Here is a 17875-nt window from a genome sequence, read left to right as displayed (position 1 = left end):
TGCCCGGGCGATGCCTGATCATGCGGCGTTCTAGCGGTCACTTGCGTGTCAAGGACTAGCGCTGCGTTCGGTCTAACATCCGACTATGCGACTGCTCCGGCATCCCTCCCCTTGTCCCGTGAATCGGACAATTTTCTTTCGTTTTTGACAATCAAACATTAGACGGCGCAACCCGCTCCAATGTTCAATTAAAAAAAGATTTTTTTAATGTTTTTTGTATACCAAAAAGCCTCTCTCCCCAACTTTTACAGGGAAAGAGGCTTGCCTCGCCATATGTGCTTGCTCAAGCTTGGCTCTGGAGTCCGAAACGCTGCCGGTAGCCGCATTTTCTGCACAGCTCCTCGACGACTTCGCGCCTGGAAAATCCGTCATACATTCGCTGGGCGCGCTCGCCCTCTATAATTTCCGAGAACGGACGCTCGTGAATGTTGCCCAGATTAATGACGCCTTCACCGTCGAGGCAGCAAGGAATGACCGTACCGTCGGACAAGACGCCGGCCTGGTTGCGCAGACCGTGACAGAAGCCTCTGCCCTCGTCCTCCCGCTCGGCAAGATCCGGCCATTTGAACTCATGGTCCTGGTTCAAATAGATACGGTCGGCCAGCTTCAGGCCTTTGCCCCGCTCCCAGCTCTCTTCGATCGGACGCGCCAGGCCGAACTCCCTTTCAAGCAGCGCGAGAATGTCCCGGTTGCGACTTCGCGCCGCGTTCTCGGCGTTGTCCAGCTCCAGGTTCCATAGCCGCAGCGAGATCGTGACGCCGCCGCTCCGTACGGCTTCCTTCGCGAACGCGAGAATGCCGAGCACGTACTTTTCCTTGTGCGGCTCCCCCATATGCGGCCCCTCGCTGTGGAGGGAAAAATTGATTTGTCTGAGCGCCGGCTTCCCAAGGAGCTTGGGGCCGGCCTTGTGCAGCAGCGTGCCGTTGGTCGTCAGATTCACCTTGAATCCTTTTTCGTGGCTCAAATCCATCAGCTGATCCAGCTTCGGATGAAGCATCGGTTCGCCTTTCACGTGCAGATAGATATGGTCCGTATAAGGTTTGACCTGGTCGAGCGTGTGCGCGAAGTCTTCGATCCGGATAAACTTCGCTTTACGTTCGGTAGGCGGACAGAACGAGCATGCCAGGTTGCACACGCTCGTAATTTCAATATAAAACTTTTTGAATCTTTTCAAACGAATGTCTCTCCTTCTGCCCGGCCGGGTTAGACGCCTCTGGCTCGCCTGCGCTCGCGCATCAGCTGCGCCGCAAAAATGCCGGCCAGCGCCACGCAGAACAATAAATATGTACCGATCAACAGCCCGATATCGGTCTCCGGAAATAAAATCGACGAGCTGATGATGCCGAACAGCCAAATATGGGACATCACGCCGACCAGCGACGATACGATGTACGACCTGTGGGAGATGTTGGACAACGACGCCATAAAGGAGATGACGTTGTTCGGCATGATCGGCAGCGTGCGCAGGAAGATGATCGACCATACGCCGTATTTCATAAAATAACCTTGCCACTTTTCGTAGCGACCGGCCTTCGCCTTCATCTTGCGTTCGAACCATTCTGCGAAAAAGTACTTGCATGCGTAATAGACAACCAGCGATGCGACGATTCCGACGAGCCAGCTCGTGATCAGTCCGTTAACCAGGCCCAAGGCGGAGATCTGCAGGAAGATCAGCGTTGAAAATGGAAAAATGCCGAAAAATCCTTGGATGACCGCCAGAGGCACGGTAAGAAGCAGCACATAGAATCCCTGGAGGTTGGTCGACTCCAGCAGCCAGTCTATGGCCTGGTTGATCATGTCGCTCAAACCCCGTTCCCCCTTTTGCACTCTCTTGTTCTTGCTTCCGTACCGCATTTTCCGCGCACAGGATTTAATTGTACCTTACCACGATGTCAGGTATACAAGCAAAAGATTATACGCTTGGCAGGACGGATGCATGCATCGAACGCATGTTGCAGATGAAGCAAGAATTATTTTTACGCTAAAAATTTCCTTAAAGCCGCGTTTTTGCGTTTTCGATTCGGCAAAGCGGTGTACATTCAACAAGATACGATTTTTATCTGCTTTGAACATTAGATCTAAAAAAGGGAGAGAGAGAAATTATGAAAATCAAGGCTCATCAAACGAATTCTTACTTAAAATGGACCGCACCGCTAGGTCTGGCGCTGATCCTGGCCGCTTGCGGGAATAGCGGAGACAACAACGATACGGCGGCGGCTGGGAGCCCGGCCGTCACGGCCACGGCCAGTGCAAGCGTCCCGGCAAGCCCGAGCGCAAGTACCGCTACCGCCTCCGAAGCGGCCTCGCATCCCGCGGGCGAGCTTAAATCGGGCTTTCAGCTGTATGAAAATGCCGATGAAGGCTACAGCATTCAATATCCGAAGGATTGGACCGTCCAGAACGATATCCAGGGCGTGAGCGCAGCTTTTTTATCGCCCGCCGACGGCGATTCGGATCTTTTTAAGGAGAATGTAACGCTGGTCGTTCAGGATCTCGGCGCCGCAGCAACGGGATCGATCGATCAATACGCGGACGAGACGCAAAAAGCGCTTGAAAAAATGATCACGAACTTTAAACTCGTCAGCTCGGAAAAATCCGAAGAAAACCATTCCTTTTTCCTAGAATATACCGGCCAGCAGGGCCAGTATGATCTGCACTGGCAGCAAGCCGCCATTATCGGAGACGATAAAGCGTATATCGTCACCTATACCGCCGAGCCCGGCAGCGTTGAAAAGTATCAGGACACGGTCGGAGAAATGATCGACACGCTCTCCTACAAATAAGATGCGGAAGGGACCGATCGCCCCGCTCGGGGCGTCCTCGGTCCCTTTTTTTGTATGGTACGTTACTTGAACGATTTCCAATCGAGCCGGCTGTTGTCCAGCAAATGTCCGAAGTCGCCGGCAAGCCGCTTTTCCTCGGCCCGCTTCGCCTCTTCCTCCGCCGCCCGCTTTTCCTCGGCCCGCTTCCGTTCCTCTTCCTTGATCGAATCCGCATGCGCCTTCAGCTTTTGCAGCGTCTCGGCGCTCAGCAGTTCCTTCAACGTCGAACCCGATGCTGCCGTTTCTTCTTGCCTGGCCGCAGGCCGACGCGGCGCGCCCGCTTTTTTCTTCGCCATCGCGATCACCTCTGTTTCTATTATAACGCGGTTGTGGAAACTTCGTCCTCCAGTTATAATGGACAAACAAATGTTCGCATGACGATCCATGCAATTTGCAATCCAGTCCGACGGAGGTTCTCATCATGAAAGGTACGACCCATCTGGCCATCGGCCTCGTCGTCGGCGTCGCCGCGGCCTGTTATTATCCGCCGGGTCCCGTTCAATCCGCCGCCTACGTGGCTGCGGCAGCTTTTTCGGCGCTTGCGCCCGATCTGGACGGGACGAACATGCTGAGCGCCAAGCTCGGCGGTCTGTCCAGGGCGATCCACCGCGGCGCGCTCGGAGGCGGCGTGGTCGCAGCTGCGGCCGCGCTCTATTTGTATGCGACCGGACAGGCCGTGCCGGCTGTGCTCGGCTGGATCGGGATCCCGCTTATGCTCGTGCTGATGTCCGTCTCCTCGGGCACGATCCGCAACGGACTCGTATCTCTGATCGGTATCGGTCTCGCCGTCGCGGGCTCGCGAAGCGGGGAGACGTGGCTGATCGGACTCGGCGCATATACGGCCTGGGCGCCTTGGCTCAAGCACCGCGGCATGACCCATACCGTATGGGCGCTGGCCATCTGGTACTGGCTCGGACGGGAGCTCGAGGCCGAGCGAGACATTCCCGGCATCGCGGTCGTCGCGACGGCCGGCTATGCGTCTCACTTGATCGCGGATACGCTGACCTCGCTTGGCGTCAAATGGCTGTACCCGCTCTACCGCAAGTCGATCAAGCTGCCCTTTTTTTGATCCATCCATCGCTCGACGGCCGATTACCGCTTCGGCAGCAGGCGGACGTATCGGTCCGACAGCCCCATCAGCTTCATGATATAGTCGTAGTCCCCGCGATACGGCGAGAGGTCCTTCACCTGCTCCATCGTGTCCAGCGACACCGCCGTACCGTCCTCGAAGCCCGTCCCGGGCACATACAGCACCTGGTCGTTGAAGAACGATCCGGTCGGTAAATAATAGCGGCTGCCGACTACGTTCCGGTCGATATTGAGCAGGTCCTGGCCAAAGGCGACGATCCCGGCGTCGCGCGGCTTTTTCCCGAGCAGATTGGCGATCGTCGGCATCATGTCGAGCTGGCCGCCGACCTGCTCTACCCGCCGGCCGTTCGACTGGCCCGGCGCGTGCACGATAAACGGGATATTCAAACGGGATACGCGCGAATCGTATTTGATGCCGAGCATCCGGCTCACCCAAGCCGGATCGTTGTCGTCCGGCTGCAGACCGTAATGATCCCCGTAGACGGCGAGCGTCGTATGGTCCCACAACCCTTCCTTTATAAGCCCCTCTATCAATTGGCCGATCGCATAATCCGTATAATTCGCCGCAATCAAATAATCGCCGAGCTGCGTTCCTTCGAGCGCATCGGGCACCTGCAGCCTTTGGCGGTCCTTCGGCACCTTGAACGGAAAGTGGCTCGAAGCTGTCACGAATTGCGCATAGAACGGCGTTCCAGCCGCGCTTGTCTTCGCCAGCTCCTCAAGGCCAAAGCGGTACAGCTCTTCGTCCGAGGCACCAAAGTCGTTAAAGTGGTCGTTTTCATAATACGGCTTGTCGAAATATTGGTCGAAATGAAGCGCCGGATACAGCCGGTTGCGATCCCAGAACTTGACGTCGTTGACGTGAAACGTATACGCCTTGTAGCCGTCCTCCTGCAGCAGCCTCGGAAGGCTCGGCAGCGCTCTGTCGCCGTAGCCCGTGGACATCGCGATCTTCGCGGTCGGATAGATCGAAGTGTTCGCCATAAACTCGGCGTCCGACGTGTTGCCCTGCCCGATCTGCTGGTAAACCCGCGGAAAATAATACGATTCGTCCGCCAGCCGGTTGAGGACCGGCGTCACCTCCCGCCCGTCGACCTTCAGATGGAGCGGGAAGTTCTGGAACGCCTCGAGCTGCAGCACGATCAGGTTGCTCCCGGCCGCTTCGCCGAAGTGCGCCGGCGCCGCGCCCGAGCTTGCGCTCTTGCGATAGGGAAACGACGCTTGCAGCGCTTCGATCTCGCTGACGGTCTGCGCGAGATCGGCGGCGGATGCTTGACGGGATTCGCGGTCCGCCTTGATGGCAGCAATCACCTGGTAGCTCAGGAAGCCTTCGCGGTCTGCTGCCGCCAGCTCGTTGTCGATGCCGAGCCCCTGGCGTACGTCGCCTGCTACGATGCCTGCGCAAGCGACGAATGCGATCGCGGCCATCCATCTGGCGGAAGCGAAGGAAGCGAAGCGCACGGCAGCGGATCTCCGTTTTTTTATGCGCCATTGAATCAAGGCGACAGCGGCCATAACGGGCAAATCGGCGAAAAACAAATCATAGAGCGGATCCATCGTCGACTGCACGCTGGCCTGGACTTGCGCCACCTGATGGAGCTCCAGCAGCGCCGTATACGTCGGCATCGAGCCGAAGTGGGCGAAATATAACGTCGCAGCGAACAAAATGGTCGAGACGAGCGCGTCGAGAAGCCAGCATGCGACGAAGCGGCCGCGACGCGGCAGGAACATAGCCAGAAGACTTGTCAGCACGGCAACCGCGGCTGCGTCGGCGCCGATATGGCTCCAGGCGATCTCGCCGAACGTAAAGTAACGGAGCAGAGCCAGCTTGATCCAGAGCAAGGCGGTCAAGACGAGGAAAACCGCGGGCACCCGAAGCGGCCTTCGCATCGTAGCCCTTCCGCCGCGCAGTCCGGCGGATGCGGGTAATGGGCCCGTTTGGGATTCGAAGCGGCCGCCTTCGCGGTTACCGTTCATCCGTGACATAAGCGATCAATAGCGCAGCCGTTCCCAGGATTGCGTCCGCATGTGTGCGCTCCATGCCGTGCGAGGCATGCACGCCTGGACCGATGAGCGCGGCGCGTATATTACCGCCGCCCCGGAGCGCAGCTGTGGCATCCGAGCCGTAATGCGGGTAAATGTCGACCGCATGCGCAATGTTCTCTCGCTTCGCAAGCGCGATGAGACGCGACGTCATTCCATAGTCGTAGGGACCCGAGGAATCCTTGGCGCAGATCGATACATCCCGTTCCGTAGCTGACAGGTCGTCGCCGAGCGCACCCATGTCGACCGCGATCAGCTCCTCGATATCGGCGGGAATCCAGGCGGCGCCGTGTCCCACCTCCTCGTAGGTCGAGAAGACGAGCTTAAGCGTCCTGACCGGCGCTTGTCCCGTGCGCTTCAGCCATTCGAGCAGCCCGAACAACGCAGCGACGCTCGCCTTGTCGTCGAGGTGACGCGACTTGATCCATCCGTTCGCGTAGATGCGGGTTCGCGGATCCCACGATATGAAATCGCCCGGAGAAATGCCCAGCGCGAGCGTATCGTCCTTGCCGCGAACGTCTTCGTCCAACCGGATCTCCATATTTTCTTCCTCGCGCTTCCATTCTCTCGCGTCAGAATATACGTGAACCGACGCCTTCGTAGACAGCACCGTGCCTTCGTACTTGCGGCCGTCGCGGGTATGCACGATACAATATTCGCCCTCTACCGTCTGCATCGCATATCCGCCGATCGGCGTAAAACGCAGCGTCCCCGTCGCCTTGATAGCGCGAACCATCGCGCCGAGCGCGTCGACGTGGGCGGACAAGCCGACCGAAGGTCCGGCTTCGCGTCCAGGCACGATGACGATTACATTGCCTTTAGGCGTCGTCTCGCTGGCGTAGCCGAGTCTTGCGGCTTCCTCTCGCAGCATCGCGGCGATCTCCATGCAATAACCGCTCGGACTTGGACAGCCGAGCAGGCGTTCCAGCCAAGCCAATATATACGCCCGGTCGAGCGACCGGTTCGCGGATTCCGTCATCTGAATGACCTCCTGTGAAACTCGCTGATATGTCGAAAAAGCGCTTGGCCATCCGGTGCCGTAAAACGATCCGGCTCGAAATAGCGGACCATCGCGCGGTAGGGCTCGGGAACCCAAATGTATTGGTGAACGTAATCCGTTCGCGCGAACCCGCATTTCTCCCAAAATCGGATGCGGGCTTTATTTTCCGCTGTGTCATCGGCCTCCGCCTCGATCAAAAGGCCGTCAAGCGCCTGTTCTCTGGCCCATTCGGCGATCATGGACACGAATGCCGTGCCGATGCCCTGTCCCCGATCAGTCTCGCGAACCGCCAAATAATCGATCAGCAGCAGCTTTGGCTTGGCCAGAACGCCGCAAATGGCCATCGCCTTCATCACGCCGTCTTCGATGCCGGTAGCCAGCATGCTGATCCGCTTTTCGAACATGCGGTCCAAAATCGCATCGGGCTTACGTCCCTCGGTGGGAAAAGCCTCGCGGTAAAGCGTTAGCGCCTCTTGCCAGCTGTTGTCGTCAGGCTTATCCTGCAATGTCAGCTTCATTTAAGGCTCCTCCCGCGCGTCCCATTTTTATTCCATAATATTAGTTCACCGAATTTGAAAAGTCCAACCGCAGCAACGCACGCAGCTCTCTTTTTAAGTCGAGGGAAAAGCGAGCTGGCATTTTGCCGTTAAATGTGCGATTATAAATCACAGATAAACGACGCATGCAAAATCGCTCAAATTCGAACGCCGAGGTGAGGGCTTCATGAAATTAAGCATATTGGATCAATCCCAGATCGCAGAAGGACGCAACGCGTCAGATGCGCTTCGCGAAACGACCGAGCTGGCCAAGGAGGCGGACCGGCTCGGCTACCACCGGTATTGGGTGGCGGAGCATCATGCCTCCCACGCGCTCGCATCCTCCAGCCCCGAAGTGCTGATCGCTCATCTGGCTGCGAATACGCAGCGCATCAAGGTCGGTTCCGGCGGCGTCATGCTGTCCCATTACAGCGCGTACAAGGTCGCCGAGAACTTTCGGGTGCTCGAGGCGCTTCACCCGGGCCGCATCGACGTCGGTCTCGGGCGCGCGCCCGGCGGCATGCCGATCTCGACCCGCGCGCTGCAGGAAGGAAAAGTGTCTCATATCGACAACTATCCGCAGCAAGTGGCCGATCTGATCGGCTACTTGAACGACGCGCTGCCCGAAAAGCACAGGTTCAAGGGACTGACGGCTTCGCCCGCCATCCCGACGACGCCCGAGCTCTGGCTGCTCGGCTCGAGCTTCGGCAGCGCCGCGATCGCCGCGGAGATCGGAGCCGCCTACGGCTACGCCCAGTTTTTCGGCGTTCCCGAGAGCGAAGTGTCGGTTCAGCACTACAAGGATCGCTTCAAGCCGTCCGCGCTGAACGACGTTCCGAAGCTGCTCGCTGCCGTTTACGTCATTTGCGCGGATACCGAAGAAGAAGCGCGCCGCCTGGCCACAAGCACCGAGCTGTTTTTCCTGTCGCTGGAGAGCGGGCGTCTGCTCGACCGCTTCCCGAGCGTCGAGACCGCGGAGGCGTATCCGTATACCGAATACGACCGCATGCGCATCGCATCCGGCGCGCACCGCCGGATCGTCGGCACGCCGGCCTCCGTGAAGCGGCAGCTTGAAGAGATGTCCGAGCGCCTTGGCATCGACGAGCTGATGATTGTCACCGTGACGCATAACTTCGAGGCGCGGCTGCGCTCGTACCGCCTTATCGCCGAAGCTTTCGGCTTGACTGAAGGCAGTGTCTGACCGACTTTGCCAGCCTGCCGGCCGGCCTTCCTGTCTACTCGCATTTCCGCCTGCCGGCCTCTCCCACGCTTGCCGGTTAAATACAGGACGCAAAGAAGCCGCCTCGCCAGGCGGCTTCTTCTGCTGGTACGCGATATGCGATTTACAATCGCGCCCGATCCGATTACTGCTTGTTGAACGTGTCCGTCAGCACCGGCACGATCTGCGACTTGCGGGAGACGACGCCCTTAAGGGTCGCCTTATTGCCGTCAAGCTTGACGCCGTAAGCTTGCTCGACGACGGCTGCGGACTTGCCCAGCGCGACGCCTACCGAGTCGTTGTTCAGGATGTCCGTCACGACAAACAGGAACAGATCAAGACCCTTGGCGGCGATAATGCCGTTCAGCTTGTCCTCGAGCTCGGCTTGGCGGGACAGCACGTCGTTCACGTCTACGGCGTTCACTTGCGCGATCTCGACCTTGGCGGAGCCCATCGAAAATTCCTTCGCGTCGAGGGAGACGAGCTCGTCGATCGACTTGTCGAGCAGATTAGCGCCCGCCTTCAGCATGTCGAGGCCGTAAGTGTCGGCTTCGACGCCGGCGATCTCGGCCAGCTCGCGAGCGGCATCGATGTCTTCCTGCGTGCAGGTCGGCGACTTGAAAAGCAAGGAGTCGGAAATGATGGCGGACAGCATCAGGCCGGCGACGTTCTTTTCGATCTCGACGCCGTTTTCCTTGTACAGCTTCTTGAGGATCGTAGCCGTGCAGCCGACCGGCTCGGCGCGGTAATAAAGCGGCGCGCTCGTCTCGAAGTTCGCGATCCGGTGGTGGTCGATAACTTCAATGACCTGCACTTGATCGATATCGGAAGCGCTTTGCTGGCGTTCATTGTGGTCGACAAGAATGACTTGCTTCGCTTCGGAAGCGATCGTCTCCACGAGACGCGGCGCGGCTGCGCCGAACGTGTCGAGCGCGAATTGGGTCTCGGCGCTGACGTTGCCAAGGCGGACGGCTTCAGCTTCGACGCCGAGCTTGTTCTTAAGCGCCGCGTAAGCGATCGCAGAGCAGATCGTATCCGTATCGGGATTTTTGTGACCGAAGATCAATACTTTTCCCATCTTCATACTCCTCATTATTAGAATTGGCTACAAAATTATAACGCACATGAAGCGGGCCAAGCAAGTCGGGCCTGCCGCTTTTTGTCAGGATTTGAGCTGTACGTGCAGTCCCTCCCCTTCGCTCCACTCGGCGTACAGCACCTTTTTGACGTCCTCGACCCCCTGCTCCAACAGTTCGCGAACAAGCCATCCGCCGTCTTTGCCAAGGTCGCGTAAGCCCGCGGCGTCGATTCGTCCGTTAACGACAAGCGCGACCGGAAGCACGACCTCCGCGGTCGGAGGTTGCAGGTCCTCGCGCGCCCCCTCCTCGACGTCGGACTTCAGCATGACGCTCAGACTCCCGTTCGTCTCCAGCACCGCATATTCCACCTGGCTGATCGCGAACACCCCGTTCTGTCTAAGCATCGCATGCAGCTGCTCGAAATCCAGATTGTTGCGCCTCATCGCGGCAAAAATAATCTTCCGGTTATGTACGATCAACTCAGGTCTGCCGCTCGCAAAACGGCCAAGGCGCGGAAACACGATGCTGAGCTTCTCGAGGCCGATCGACAGGCAGGTCCAAAGCGCGAGCGCGTACAGCAAATGAAGCAGCTTCACATCTTTGTCGTAGATCGTATTCCCGACCAGCTCGCTTAGCATGAGCGAAGATACAAAATCGAAGGCGGTCAGCTGCGAGATTTCTTTTTTCCCGAGCAGACGCGTCATGACCCAAAGACCGACAATCGCGATGATCAGCTTAAAAGTTACCATCTCAATCATGGACAACGACTCCTCTGCGGCCGAATTCCCCTTTTTACCCGCGATGTTAAGCCCCTCAAACCGAAAAAAATCCCCCGCGCACAAAGCGCGGGAGATTCGATGAAGGTTATGCGTTCATGCCTTGAACGTAATAATTTTGCAGCGCCTGTACGATGCCGAGCGTATTTTTGAGCAGCGACGACGCGCTGTAATAAATATCGCCCTGCACCATCGGATGCACGGCATTGTATTTAAGCTGATTAACGATCTCGCCCGACGACTGCCAGCCCGCTTCCGCAGTGCCCAGCTTATAGGTCGCATGACCGATATACAGCTTCACGCTCGTATTCGCGACTTCGCCGGACCACCAATCGACGAGCTTGTCGTATCGCGCCGCGGTGTAAGACATGCTCCAGTAAATCTGAGGGGCGACGTAATCGATCCAGCCCTGCCTGATCCAGGTCCGCACGTCGGCATACATGTTGTCGTAAGCCGTAACGCCCGCCTTCGTGTCGGAGCCGGTCGGGTCTTTGGCCATGTTCCGCCAGACGCCGAAGGGGCTGATGCCGAACGATACACTCGGTTTGGCCGCATGGATCGAGACGCCGAGATCGCGCACGAACGTATTGATGTTGTCTCGCCGCCAATCCGTCTTGAGCAGAATGCCCGTCGGGTTGTGCAAGGCGAACGTCGCATCGTCGCTGAACACGCCGCTCGAAGGATAGAAATAATCGTCCAGGTGGACGCCGTCGATATCGTATCCGTTGACGACTTCCATAATCGCATCGATGATGTGCTGTCTGGCCTCCGGAATGCCCGGGTTGATGTACGAGGTCGTGCCCGTCGTCACGATCCATTCGGGGTGCTGCACCGCGACATGATTGCCGGCAAGCGATGCTGTCTTCGTATCCGTATTCGCCCGGAACGGATTGAACCAGGCATGGAACTGCATGCCGCGCCGATGGGTCTCCTCAATGAGATAAGCCAGCGGATCGTAGCCCGGATCGCGTCCTTGCGTGCCTGTCAGCACCTTGGACCAAGGCACGAGCGTCGAGCGGTACAGCGCGTCCGAAGCGGGACGCACCTGCAGGAATACGGCGTTCAGGCCCATCTTCTGAAATTGATCCAGCATTGCCGAAAACTCTTGCTTCTGCTTGCTCTCGTTGCCAGAGGCGGCAGTCGACGGCCAGTCCAGATTGTAGACGGTCGATATCCACGCGCCGCGCAGGCCCTGGTCGGTCGAACCGCCTTCGCCTTGATTGCCGCCGCCGTTTTGGCCTCCGTTTTGACCCTCGTTTTCGCTGCCGTTTTGCCCGCCGTTTTCGCCGCCGCTTATCGCACGCATGACGACGGATCTGGCTGCCGGATCCCAGACGACGTAAAGACCGAGATTTTCGCCGATGAAGCGAAGCGGCACCATAATACGGCCTGCCTTGTTTTGTACGGACGCATCAAGCGGTACCGCGCTGCCGTTCACGGTAGCCGTTTTCTTGCCGCTCGTCAACACGATCGTATCTGCGCCTTTTGTAATCGTGGCCGTCTGCGCTCTCTGCTCCCATACGATCGAAGCGCCCAAGCCTTCGCTTACGGTACGGATCGGCACCATCGTGGCGCCGAGCTTGGGATCGATGTAAGGCGGCACGTCTGCAGGCAGCTTCACGCCGTCCAGGTAGACGGTAATGTCGGCAAGCTTCGCGGCGCTAGCCTGCGGTACAATCGGCACGCTCAGCAGCAGCGCGAATAACAGCGGCAGCGCCATCTTCATAATCCGTTTCAATCGTATAGCCTCCAAGCACCCAAGTTGTGATCGATATATGGTATCGACTCTATGGTGTATAGACGACTAAGAACGCCAATTGTTGCTAAAATAAAAAACACGGCGCGATGAGAAAGCTCTCATCCGCCGTGTTCGCGCGCGTGCAACGCGTCCCGGTTAACGCTCCTGATCCGCCTCGACGCCGGTCGCCTGCGTTTCCGAGGCGTTGCCGTATTCCTCCAGCGTCTTCCAGGCGTCCGCGTCGTCAAAGCGTCCGGCTTGCCGCTGGCGATGCTCGCCTGCGCCCGAAGGCGGACGCGTCATAACCTCTTCCTCCACCGGCCGGTACTCGCCCGGCGCGTTTTCCTCGCTCGGGACGTGCGCGATGCTGTACCGGGCCGCAGGCATCGCTTCGAGACGCTCGTACCCGATCGGCTCCCCGCTGCTCTCGCACAGACCGTACGTCCCGTCCTCCATCTTGGACAGAGCGCGCTCGACATCGTCCTTGCGTTCAAAATAGCGCTGATCGATGGCGGCATCCCGCTCCCGCTCGAACGTCTCCGTACCCAGGTCCGCCGGATGATTGTCGTAGGCCGACAATTCGCCCGTATCGTCGGTGATCGACGTCGCGCCGTCATTCGCCTCCCGGGCAAAATGAAGGTCGATTTCGGACTTTTCGGCGAGCAGCAGTGCCTTCAGCTTGGTTAGCTGCTTTTCGTCTAATCCGTTCATCGCGCCACACCTCCCGGTACGCGGCCTTGACGGTGCTCAAGGGGCTTTTCGGCGACGATCAGATCGGCGACGGCCTGCGCCGCGGCCCGGGAAGAAGCCGGATTTTGTCCGGTTACGAGACCGCCGTCGACCTCGATATGCTCGGCATTGTCCGGACCCGCGACAAACTTTGCCTCAAGCGCTTTCAGCTTCGTTTCGAGCAGGAAAGGCAGCTTGCTCTGAAGCGGCGTCTTTTCTTCCTCCGAATTGGTGAACCCGGTCAGTCGCTTGTTTTCAACGAGCGGATTGCTCGTGTCCAGCTTCGCGCCGACCAGGCCGGCGACGCCGTGGCAGACGGCGCCGATCGGCTTGCCGGCCGTGACGAAGTCCGTCAGCAGGTTTTGCAGATGGACGTCGTGCGGAAAATCGAACATGGCGCCATGGCCGCCCGCGAGAAAAATCGCTTCGTAATCCTGCGTTTTCGCTTTGCGCAGAGGCATCGTGTCCGACAGCCACTTCTTATATGAATGCTCCGCCTTATCGCCGGCGTCCTTCATACTCGCCGGATCGACAAGCGCTTCGCCTCCTTTGGGACTCGCGATCGTCACTTCATAGCCCCGCGCGGCGAATTCCTCGATCGGCTCCGCGACTTCCGACCACCACACGCCGGCGAGCGGTCCGCCGTCAAGCTGTTTGCCGTTCGTCACGACGATCAGCACGCGATTCGTTTGATTCATCCTTTATCACTCCCAGGTGGCAGAATGGACAGCTATGCTCCTTTCTTACCCCTTAGGCCAGCGGAGTAATCCTAAATGCGCAGAAGGAGCGGAAAATCAGGCTTCCGCAACGACGGAACCGGCCGCGGTCAGTCTGCGCTTCGCTTCTTCGTATACATCCTGCGGCAGCGTCCCCCTGCTTGCCTGCGCGACGTTCTCGCTTAGATGCGCAGGATTTTTCGTCCCGATGATAACCGTCGAAACGTCAGGATGGCTGAGCGTAAAGCGCAGCATAAACCCGGTCCGGCTCTCTCCTTCCTCGAGCAGCTCGTCCATTCGCGCGCGGTTCCAGAACGCCCATTGGTCCTGCTGGCCGAGTCCCGCACCCGGCTCTCCTCTGCGGACGCCGCCCCGCACGATAATGCCGGCGCCTTGCGCGGCTGCCTCGGAAATCAGCGCTTCATGCGCCCGCTCCAACGCCGAGTAAGGCATTTGGATCGTATCGTACTCGCCGGCACGGATAAAATGCGGAACGGCCGGCAAAAAGCTGGAGATGCCGATCCAACGCACCTTGCCCGCCGTCTTAAGGCCTTGCAAAAACGCGACGAGCGATTCGCGTTCCGCGTCTTCAGGCATCGGACCGTGGAGCTGCAACAGGTCCACGTAGTCCGTTTTCATCCGCCGCAGGCTCTCGTCGAAGCTCTCCGCCAGAAACCGCCGATCCCAGCAATGAGGCGTGTCGACATGGTCTCCGCGATCGATCACTTCCCGGCCGCATTTGGTCGCGAGCAAATATTCGTCGCGCCGATGGGCGAGATGCTTGCCGATCATCTCCTCCGCGATGCCGTAAGAATAAGCCGTATCGATAAAATTGATGCCTTGATCCAGCACTTCGTTCAGTACGCGCCCCGCCTCCGCGTCCGCTACCGGCCGCCCGCTCCATACGCGGTCGCCGCGCAGCTCCATGGATCCGTATCCGATCGGCGTCACTTGCATTCCCGTGCGGCCCAGCGTTCTTTTAGCCAGATTCATTGGATTCCCCTCCCAAGGATTTCAAATCTTTTATGTGTCGTTTTTCGGAGGTCGCGGCACTTCTGCTACAGATCCCCGTTTTTGCCTATCAGCCATTCGCCGGATATGCCCGGCGAAGTCATCTGGTACGGATCGAGAATAATATCGATCTCCTCGGGCGTCAGCAGCGCGCGCTCCAGAATGATGTCGCGAATCGGCTGCCCGGATTTGAGCGCCTCCTTGACGAGGCCCGCCGCAACCTCGTACCCGAGATGCGGATTGAGCGCGGTCACGATGCCGAAGCTGTCCCGCACATACGTCGCGCAGCGCTCAAGGTTCGCCTCCATGCCGTCCAGTGCGAATTGAATGAATACGTCGACGGCGTTGCGAAGGATGCGCAGCGACTGAAGCAAGTTGAGCGCGATGACCGGACCCATGACGTTGAGCTCGAATTGGCCGGCCTCCGAAGCCAGGCAGATCGTATGGTCGTTGCCGATCACCTGAAAGGCGGTCTGGTTCACGACTTCTGCCATGACCGGGTTGACCTTGCCGGGCATGATCGACGAGCCGGGCTGTCTCGGCGGCAGCGCGAGTTCGCCGAGTCCCGCGCGCGGACCTGAAGCCATAAGGCGAATATCGTTGCATATTTTCGATAAATTGACCGCGCACACTTTAAGCGCGGCGGACAACTCCGTGTAGGCGTCCGTGTTCTGCGTCGCGTCGACGAGATTGTCCGCGGATTCGAGGGCGATGCCCAAATCCTCCGCCATCAGTTGCACGACCTCTTTTATGTATTCAGGCTTGGCATTCAGTCCCGTACCGACGGCCGTCGCGCCCATATTCACCGGAAGCAGATGCCCGGTCGCGCTGGCGATGCGCTTGACGTCGCGTCCGAGTACGGCCGCATAGGCGCCGAACTCCTGGCCGAGCCGAATCGGAACTGCATCCTGGAGATGGGTTCGGCCCATCTTAATGATGCCGTCCCACTGCGCGGCCTTACTCGCAAAGCCGCGTTGCAGCGCCTCGAGCGTCTCGAGAAGACGATGCGCCTGCAAGTAAGCCGCGATCTTGAGCGCAGTCGGGATCGCATCGTTGGTCGATTGGGACATGTTCACGTGATTGTTCGGGCTGCAGTGAAAGTAATCGCCCTTCTCCTTGCCCATCAGCTCGAGCGCGCGGTTCGCAAGCACCTCGTTCATGTTCATATTGATCGAAGTGCCCGCCCCGCCTTGAATCGAATCGACGATGAACTGGTCGGCCAGACCGCCGAGAATAATTTCGTCCGCTGCCTGCACGATGGCGTCCGCGATGGACTTCGTCAGCATATGGGTGGACGCGTTCGCGCGGGCCGCCGCCTTCTTCACATGCGCTAAAGCGATGATCAGCTCATGATGCACGGGGATGCCGGTAATCGGAAAATTCTCGACAGCCCGCATCGTTTGAATGCCGTAATACGCGTCGATCGGAACCTCTTTTTCTCCGAGAAAGTCCCGTTCGATCCGATAGTTCATTTTGCTTCCCTCGCCTTCATCGTAGTCGAATGCTCGCGGCCGTGCCGTTGGTGCCGATTGTAACATACCGGCGCACATATCCATAATGACGCGAGAGCGAGGTGAACCGTCCGGCTTCGATTTAAACTGCTCTTAAATAGTAAAAACGGGATCCAGCGGATTTCGTCCGCTGGATCCCGTTTTGCGCGCCTTTGTCGGCACTTTAATTTAACGGCCTTAAACAACCTGTTCGATCTTGATCAGATTGGTCGCGCCCGACTTGCCGATCGGCGTGCCCGCCGTGATGACGACGTGGTCCCCCGAAGCGATCAATCCGCTTGCGCGGCCGTGCCGCACCGCAGCGGAGATGACTTCGTCGGTCGATTGCTCCTTGGTTCCCTTGACAGGGACGACGCCCCACAACAAACACAGACGCATCAGCGTCTTGTCGTCGTATGCAATCGCGACGACCGGCGCCTTCGGACGGTACTTGGACACCATGCGCGCGGTAAATCCGCTCTCCGTCGGCGTGAGGATCGCCTTCGCGTTCAGCTCGAGCGCCGAGCTGACGACCGCCTGGCTGATGACCTCTGTCGTCGCCTGCGGCTGAACCTTGGCCCGCTGCAAAAACTCTTCTTTGTAATCGAGCATCGACTCGGCCTTGAGCGCAATATTCGACATCGTCGCAACCGACTCGACCGGATACTTGCCCGCGGCGGACTCGCCAGACAGCATGACCGAGTCCGCGCCCTGGATGACTGCGTTGGCGACGTCGCTGACCTCGGCGCGCGTCGGGCGGGGATTGACCTGCATCGAGTCGAGCATGTGCGTTGCAACGATGACGGGCTTGCCCGCGCGGTTGCACTTCTCGATCATCTGGCGCTGGATCATCGGCACCTCTTCGACGGGAATCTCGACGCCGAGATCGCCGCGGGCGACCATGATGCCGTCGGACACTTCGATGATGGCATCGAGGTTTTCGACGCCTTCTTCGTTTTCGATTTTCGAGATGATCTGAATATGCGTCGCGCCAAGCTCCTCAAGCAGGCCGCGAATTTGCAGAATGTCCTCGGCTCGGCGCACGAACGAAGGCGCGATGATGTCGATGTTTTCGCCGAAGCCGTACTTGATGTGCATAATATCGCGCTCGGTCACGCCGGGCAGCGTCGTCTTGATGCCGGGCAGGTTAACGCCTTTGTTGGATTTGATGACCCCGCCGTTCACGACGCGCGTAACGACCTCGGTATCCGTCACGTCCGTAACGGTCAGTTCGATCAGGCCGTCGTCGATCAGAATCCGGTTGCCCGGCTTCACGACGAGCGGCAGTTCGTTATAGTTGACCGAAATGCGCTTCAAATCGCCTACGATGATATCCGTCGTCAGCACGAGCGTATCGTCGGCCTTCAGTTCGCCTGGTTCGGCCAGTTTGCCGATCCGTACTTCAGGTCCCTTGATATCCATCAGAACGGGCACGAGCGCGTTCATCTCTGCCGCCGCTTCGCGAATGCGCGCGATTCGGCCGCTGTGGTCGGCAAGCTCGCCGTGCGCCATATTCAGACGCGCGACGTTCATGCCCGCTCCGATCATTCTTTTCAGCGTCTCCGTAGAGTCGCAGGACGGTCCCATCGTACATACGATTTTCGTTTTTCTCAAGTTGCTCTTCCTC

The 17875-nt window shown here is 58.6% G+C and carries 17 protein-coding genes; 3 read left to right on the top strand and 14 right to left on the bottom strand.

The window, feature by feature from the left end; translation table 11 throughout:
• Window positions 1-283: 283 nt before the first annotated feature.
• Both ACFSR7_RS29145 and ACFSR7_RS29140 read right to left on the bottom strand, forming a co-directional pair.
• Window positions 284-1174 (bottom strand): radical SAM/SPASM domain-containing protein, encoded by an 891-nt coding sequence (locus ACFSR7_RS29145; RefSeq protein ID WP_378167706.1) that lies wholly within the window; start codon window positions 1172-1174, stop codon window positions 284-286.
• A gap of 29 nt (window positions 1175-1203) precedes the next feature.
• Window positions 1204-1797 carry a TVP38/TMEM64 family protein gene (locus ACFSR7_RS29140; RefSeq protein WP_378168194.1) on the bottom strand — a complete coding sequence of 198 codons (594 nt, stop codon included), beginning with the start codon at window positions 1795-1797 and terminating at the stop codon, window positions 1204-1206.
• A gap of 305 nt (window positions 1798-2102) precedes the next feature.
• Here ACFSR7_RS29140 and ACFSR7_RS29135 point away from each other — a divergent pair, with 305 nt between their 5' ends.
• Window positions 2103-2783 (top strand): PsbP-related protein, encoded by a 681-nt coding sequence (locus ACFSR7_RS29135; RefSeq protein ID WP_378167704.1) that lies wholly within the window; start codon window positions 2103-2105, stop codon window positions 2781-2783.
• A gap of 62 nt (window positions 2784-2845) precedes the next feature.
• Here the strand turns inward: ACFSR7_RS29135 and ACFSR7_RS29130 are convergent, their stop codons facing one another.
• Entirely contained in the window at window positions 2846-3118 is a 273-nt protein-coding gene (locus ACFSR7_RS29130) for a DUF3886 domain-containing protein (protein ID WP_378167703.1), read from the bottom strand.
• A gap of 125 nt (window positions 3119-3243) precedes the next feature.
• On the opposite strand from ACFSR7_RS29130, the gene ACFSR7_RS29125 reads away from it, so the two are divergent.
• Entirely contained in the window at window positions 3244-3891 is a 648-nt protein-coding gene (locus ACFSR7_RS29125; RefSeq protein ID WP_378167701.1) for a metal-dependent hydrolase, read from the top strand.
• A gap of 23 nt (window positions 3892-3914) precedes the next feature.
• On the opposite strand, the gene ACFSR7_RS29120 is transcribed toward ACFSR7_RS29125, so the two are convergent.
• From ACFSR7_RS29120 to ACFSR7_RS29110, 3 genes are all read right to left on the bottom strand, one after another.
• Window positions 3915-5801, bottom strand: a complete 1887-nt coding sequence (locus ACFSR7_RS29120; RefSeq protein WP_378167700.1) for an LTA synthase family protein — start codon at window positions 5799-5801, stop codon at window positions 3915-3917.
• Between the two features lie 76 nt (window positions 5802-5877).
• Window positions 5878-6933 carry a M42 family metallopeptidase gene (locus tag ACFSR7_RS29115; protein ID WP_378167698.1) on the bottom strand — a complete coding sequence of 352 codons (1056 nt, stop codon included), beginning with the start codon at window positions 6931-6933 and terminating at the stop codon, window positions 5878-5880.
• Complete coding sequence (locus ACFSR7_RS29110) at window positions 6930-7472, bottom strand: GNAT family N-acetyltransferase (protein WP_378167696.1); 543 nt, start codon at window positions 7470-7472, stop codon at window positions 6930-6932. Before ACFSR7_RS29110 ends, ACFSR7_RS29115 begins: the two co-directional genes overlap by 4 nt.
• 205 nt (window positions 7473-7677) lie before the next feature.
• Between ACFSR7_RS29110 and ACFSR7_RS29105 the strand changes: the two genes are divergently transcribed.
• A complete protein-coding gene (locus ACFSR7_RS29105) occupies window positions 7678-8691 on the top strand; it encodes an LLM class flavin-dependent oxidoreductase (RefSeq protein ID WP_378167694.1) in 1014 nt (337 codons plus the stop codon).
• A 163-nt stretch (window positions 8692-8854) separates the two neighbouring features.
• Here the strand turns inward: ACFSR7_RS29105 and ACFSR7_RS29100 are convergent, their stop codons facing one another.
• From ACFSR7_RS29100 to pyk, 8 genes are all read right to left on the bottom strand, one after another.
• Window positions 8855-9787, bottom strand: a complete 933-nt coding sequence (locus ACFSR7_RS29100; protein WP_378167692.1) for a manganese-dependent inorganic pyrophosphatase — start codon at window positions 9785-9787, stop codon at window positions 8855-8857.
• 84 nt (window positions 9788-9871) lie between these two features.
• Window positions 9872-10546: a DUF421 domain-containing protein gene (locus tag ACFSR7_RS29095; protein ID WP_378167690.1), complete on the bottom strand. Its 675-nt coding sequence runs from the start codon at window positions 10544-10546 to the stop codon at window positions 9872-9874.
• A gap of 106 nt (window positions 10547-10652) precedes the next feature.
• Entirely contained in the window at window positions 10653-12284 is a 1632-nt protein-coding gene (locus tag ACFSR7_RS29090; RefSeq protein WP_378168193.1) for a family 10 glycosylhydrolase, read from the bottom strand.
• Between the two features lie 174 nt (window positions 12285-12458).
• Entirely contained in the window at window positions 12459-13013 is a 555-nt protein-coding gene (locus tag ACFSR7_RS29085) for a TraR/DksA C4-type zinc finger protein (RefSeq protein WP_378167688.1), read from the bottom strand.
• On the bottom strand, window positions 13010-13729 hold the full coding sequence (locus ACFSR7_RS29080; RefSeq protein ID WP_378167686.1) for a type 1 glutamine amidotransferase domain-containing protein: 720 nt from the start codon (window positions 13727-13729) through the stop codon (window positions 13010-13012). The genes ACFSR7_RS29085 and ACFSR7_RS29080 overlap by 4 nt, the downstream gene beginning before the upstream one ends.
• Window positions 13730-13825: 96 nt before the next feature.
• Window positions 13826-14740, bottom strand: coding sequence for an aldo/keto reductase (locus ACFSR7_RS29075; protein ID WP_378167684.1), 915 nt, complete (start codon window positions 14738-14740; stop codon window positions 13826-13828).
• Window positions 14741-14805: 65 nt separating this feature from the next.
• Entirely contained in the window at window positions 14806-16230 is a 1425-nt protein-coding gene (gene aspA, locus ACFSR7_RS29070) for an aspartate ammonia-lyase (RefSeq protein WP_378167682.1), read from the bottom strand.
• Window positions 16231-16446: 216 nt separating this feature from the next.
• Window positions 16447-17862 carry a pyruvate kinase gene (gene pyk, locus ACFSR7_RS29065; RefSeq protein WP_378167681.1) on the bottom strand — a complete coding sequence of 472 codons (1416 nt, stop codon included), beginning with the start codon at window positions 17860-17862 and terminating at the stop codon, window positions 16447-16449.
• Window positions 17863-17875 lie beyond the last annotated feature (13 nt).

The organism is Cohnella sp. GCM10020058, assembly GCF_042683485.1.
Taxonomy (GTDB): Bacteria; Bacillota; Bacilli; order Paenibacillales; family Paenibacillaceae; genus Cohnella.
Note: the sequence above shows the minus strand (reverse complement) of the source record. Positions and strands in the feature narration are given on the sequence as shown.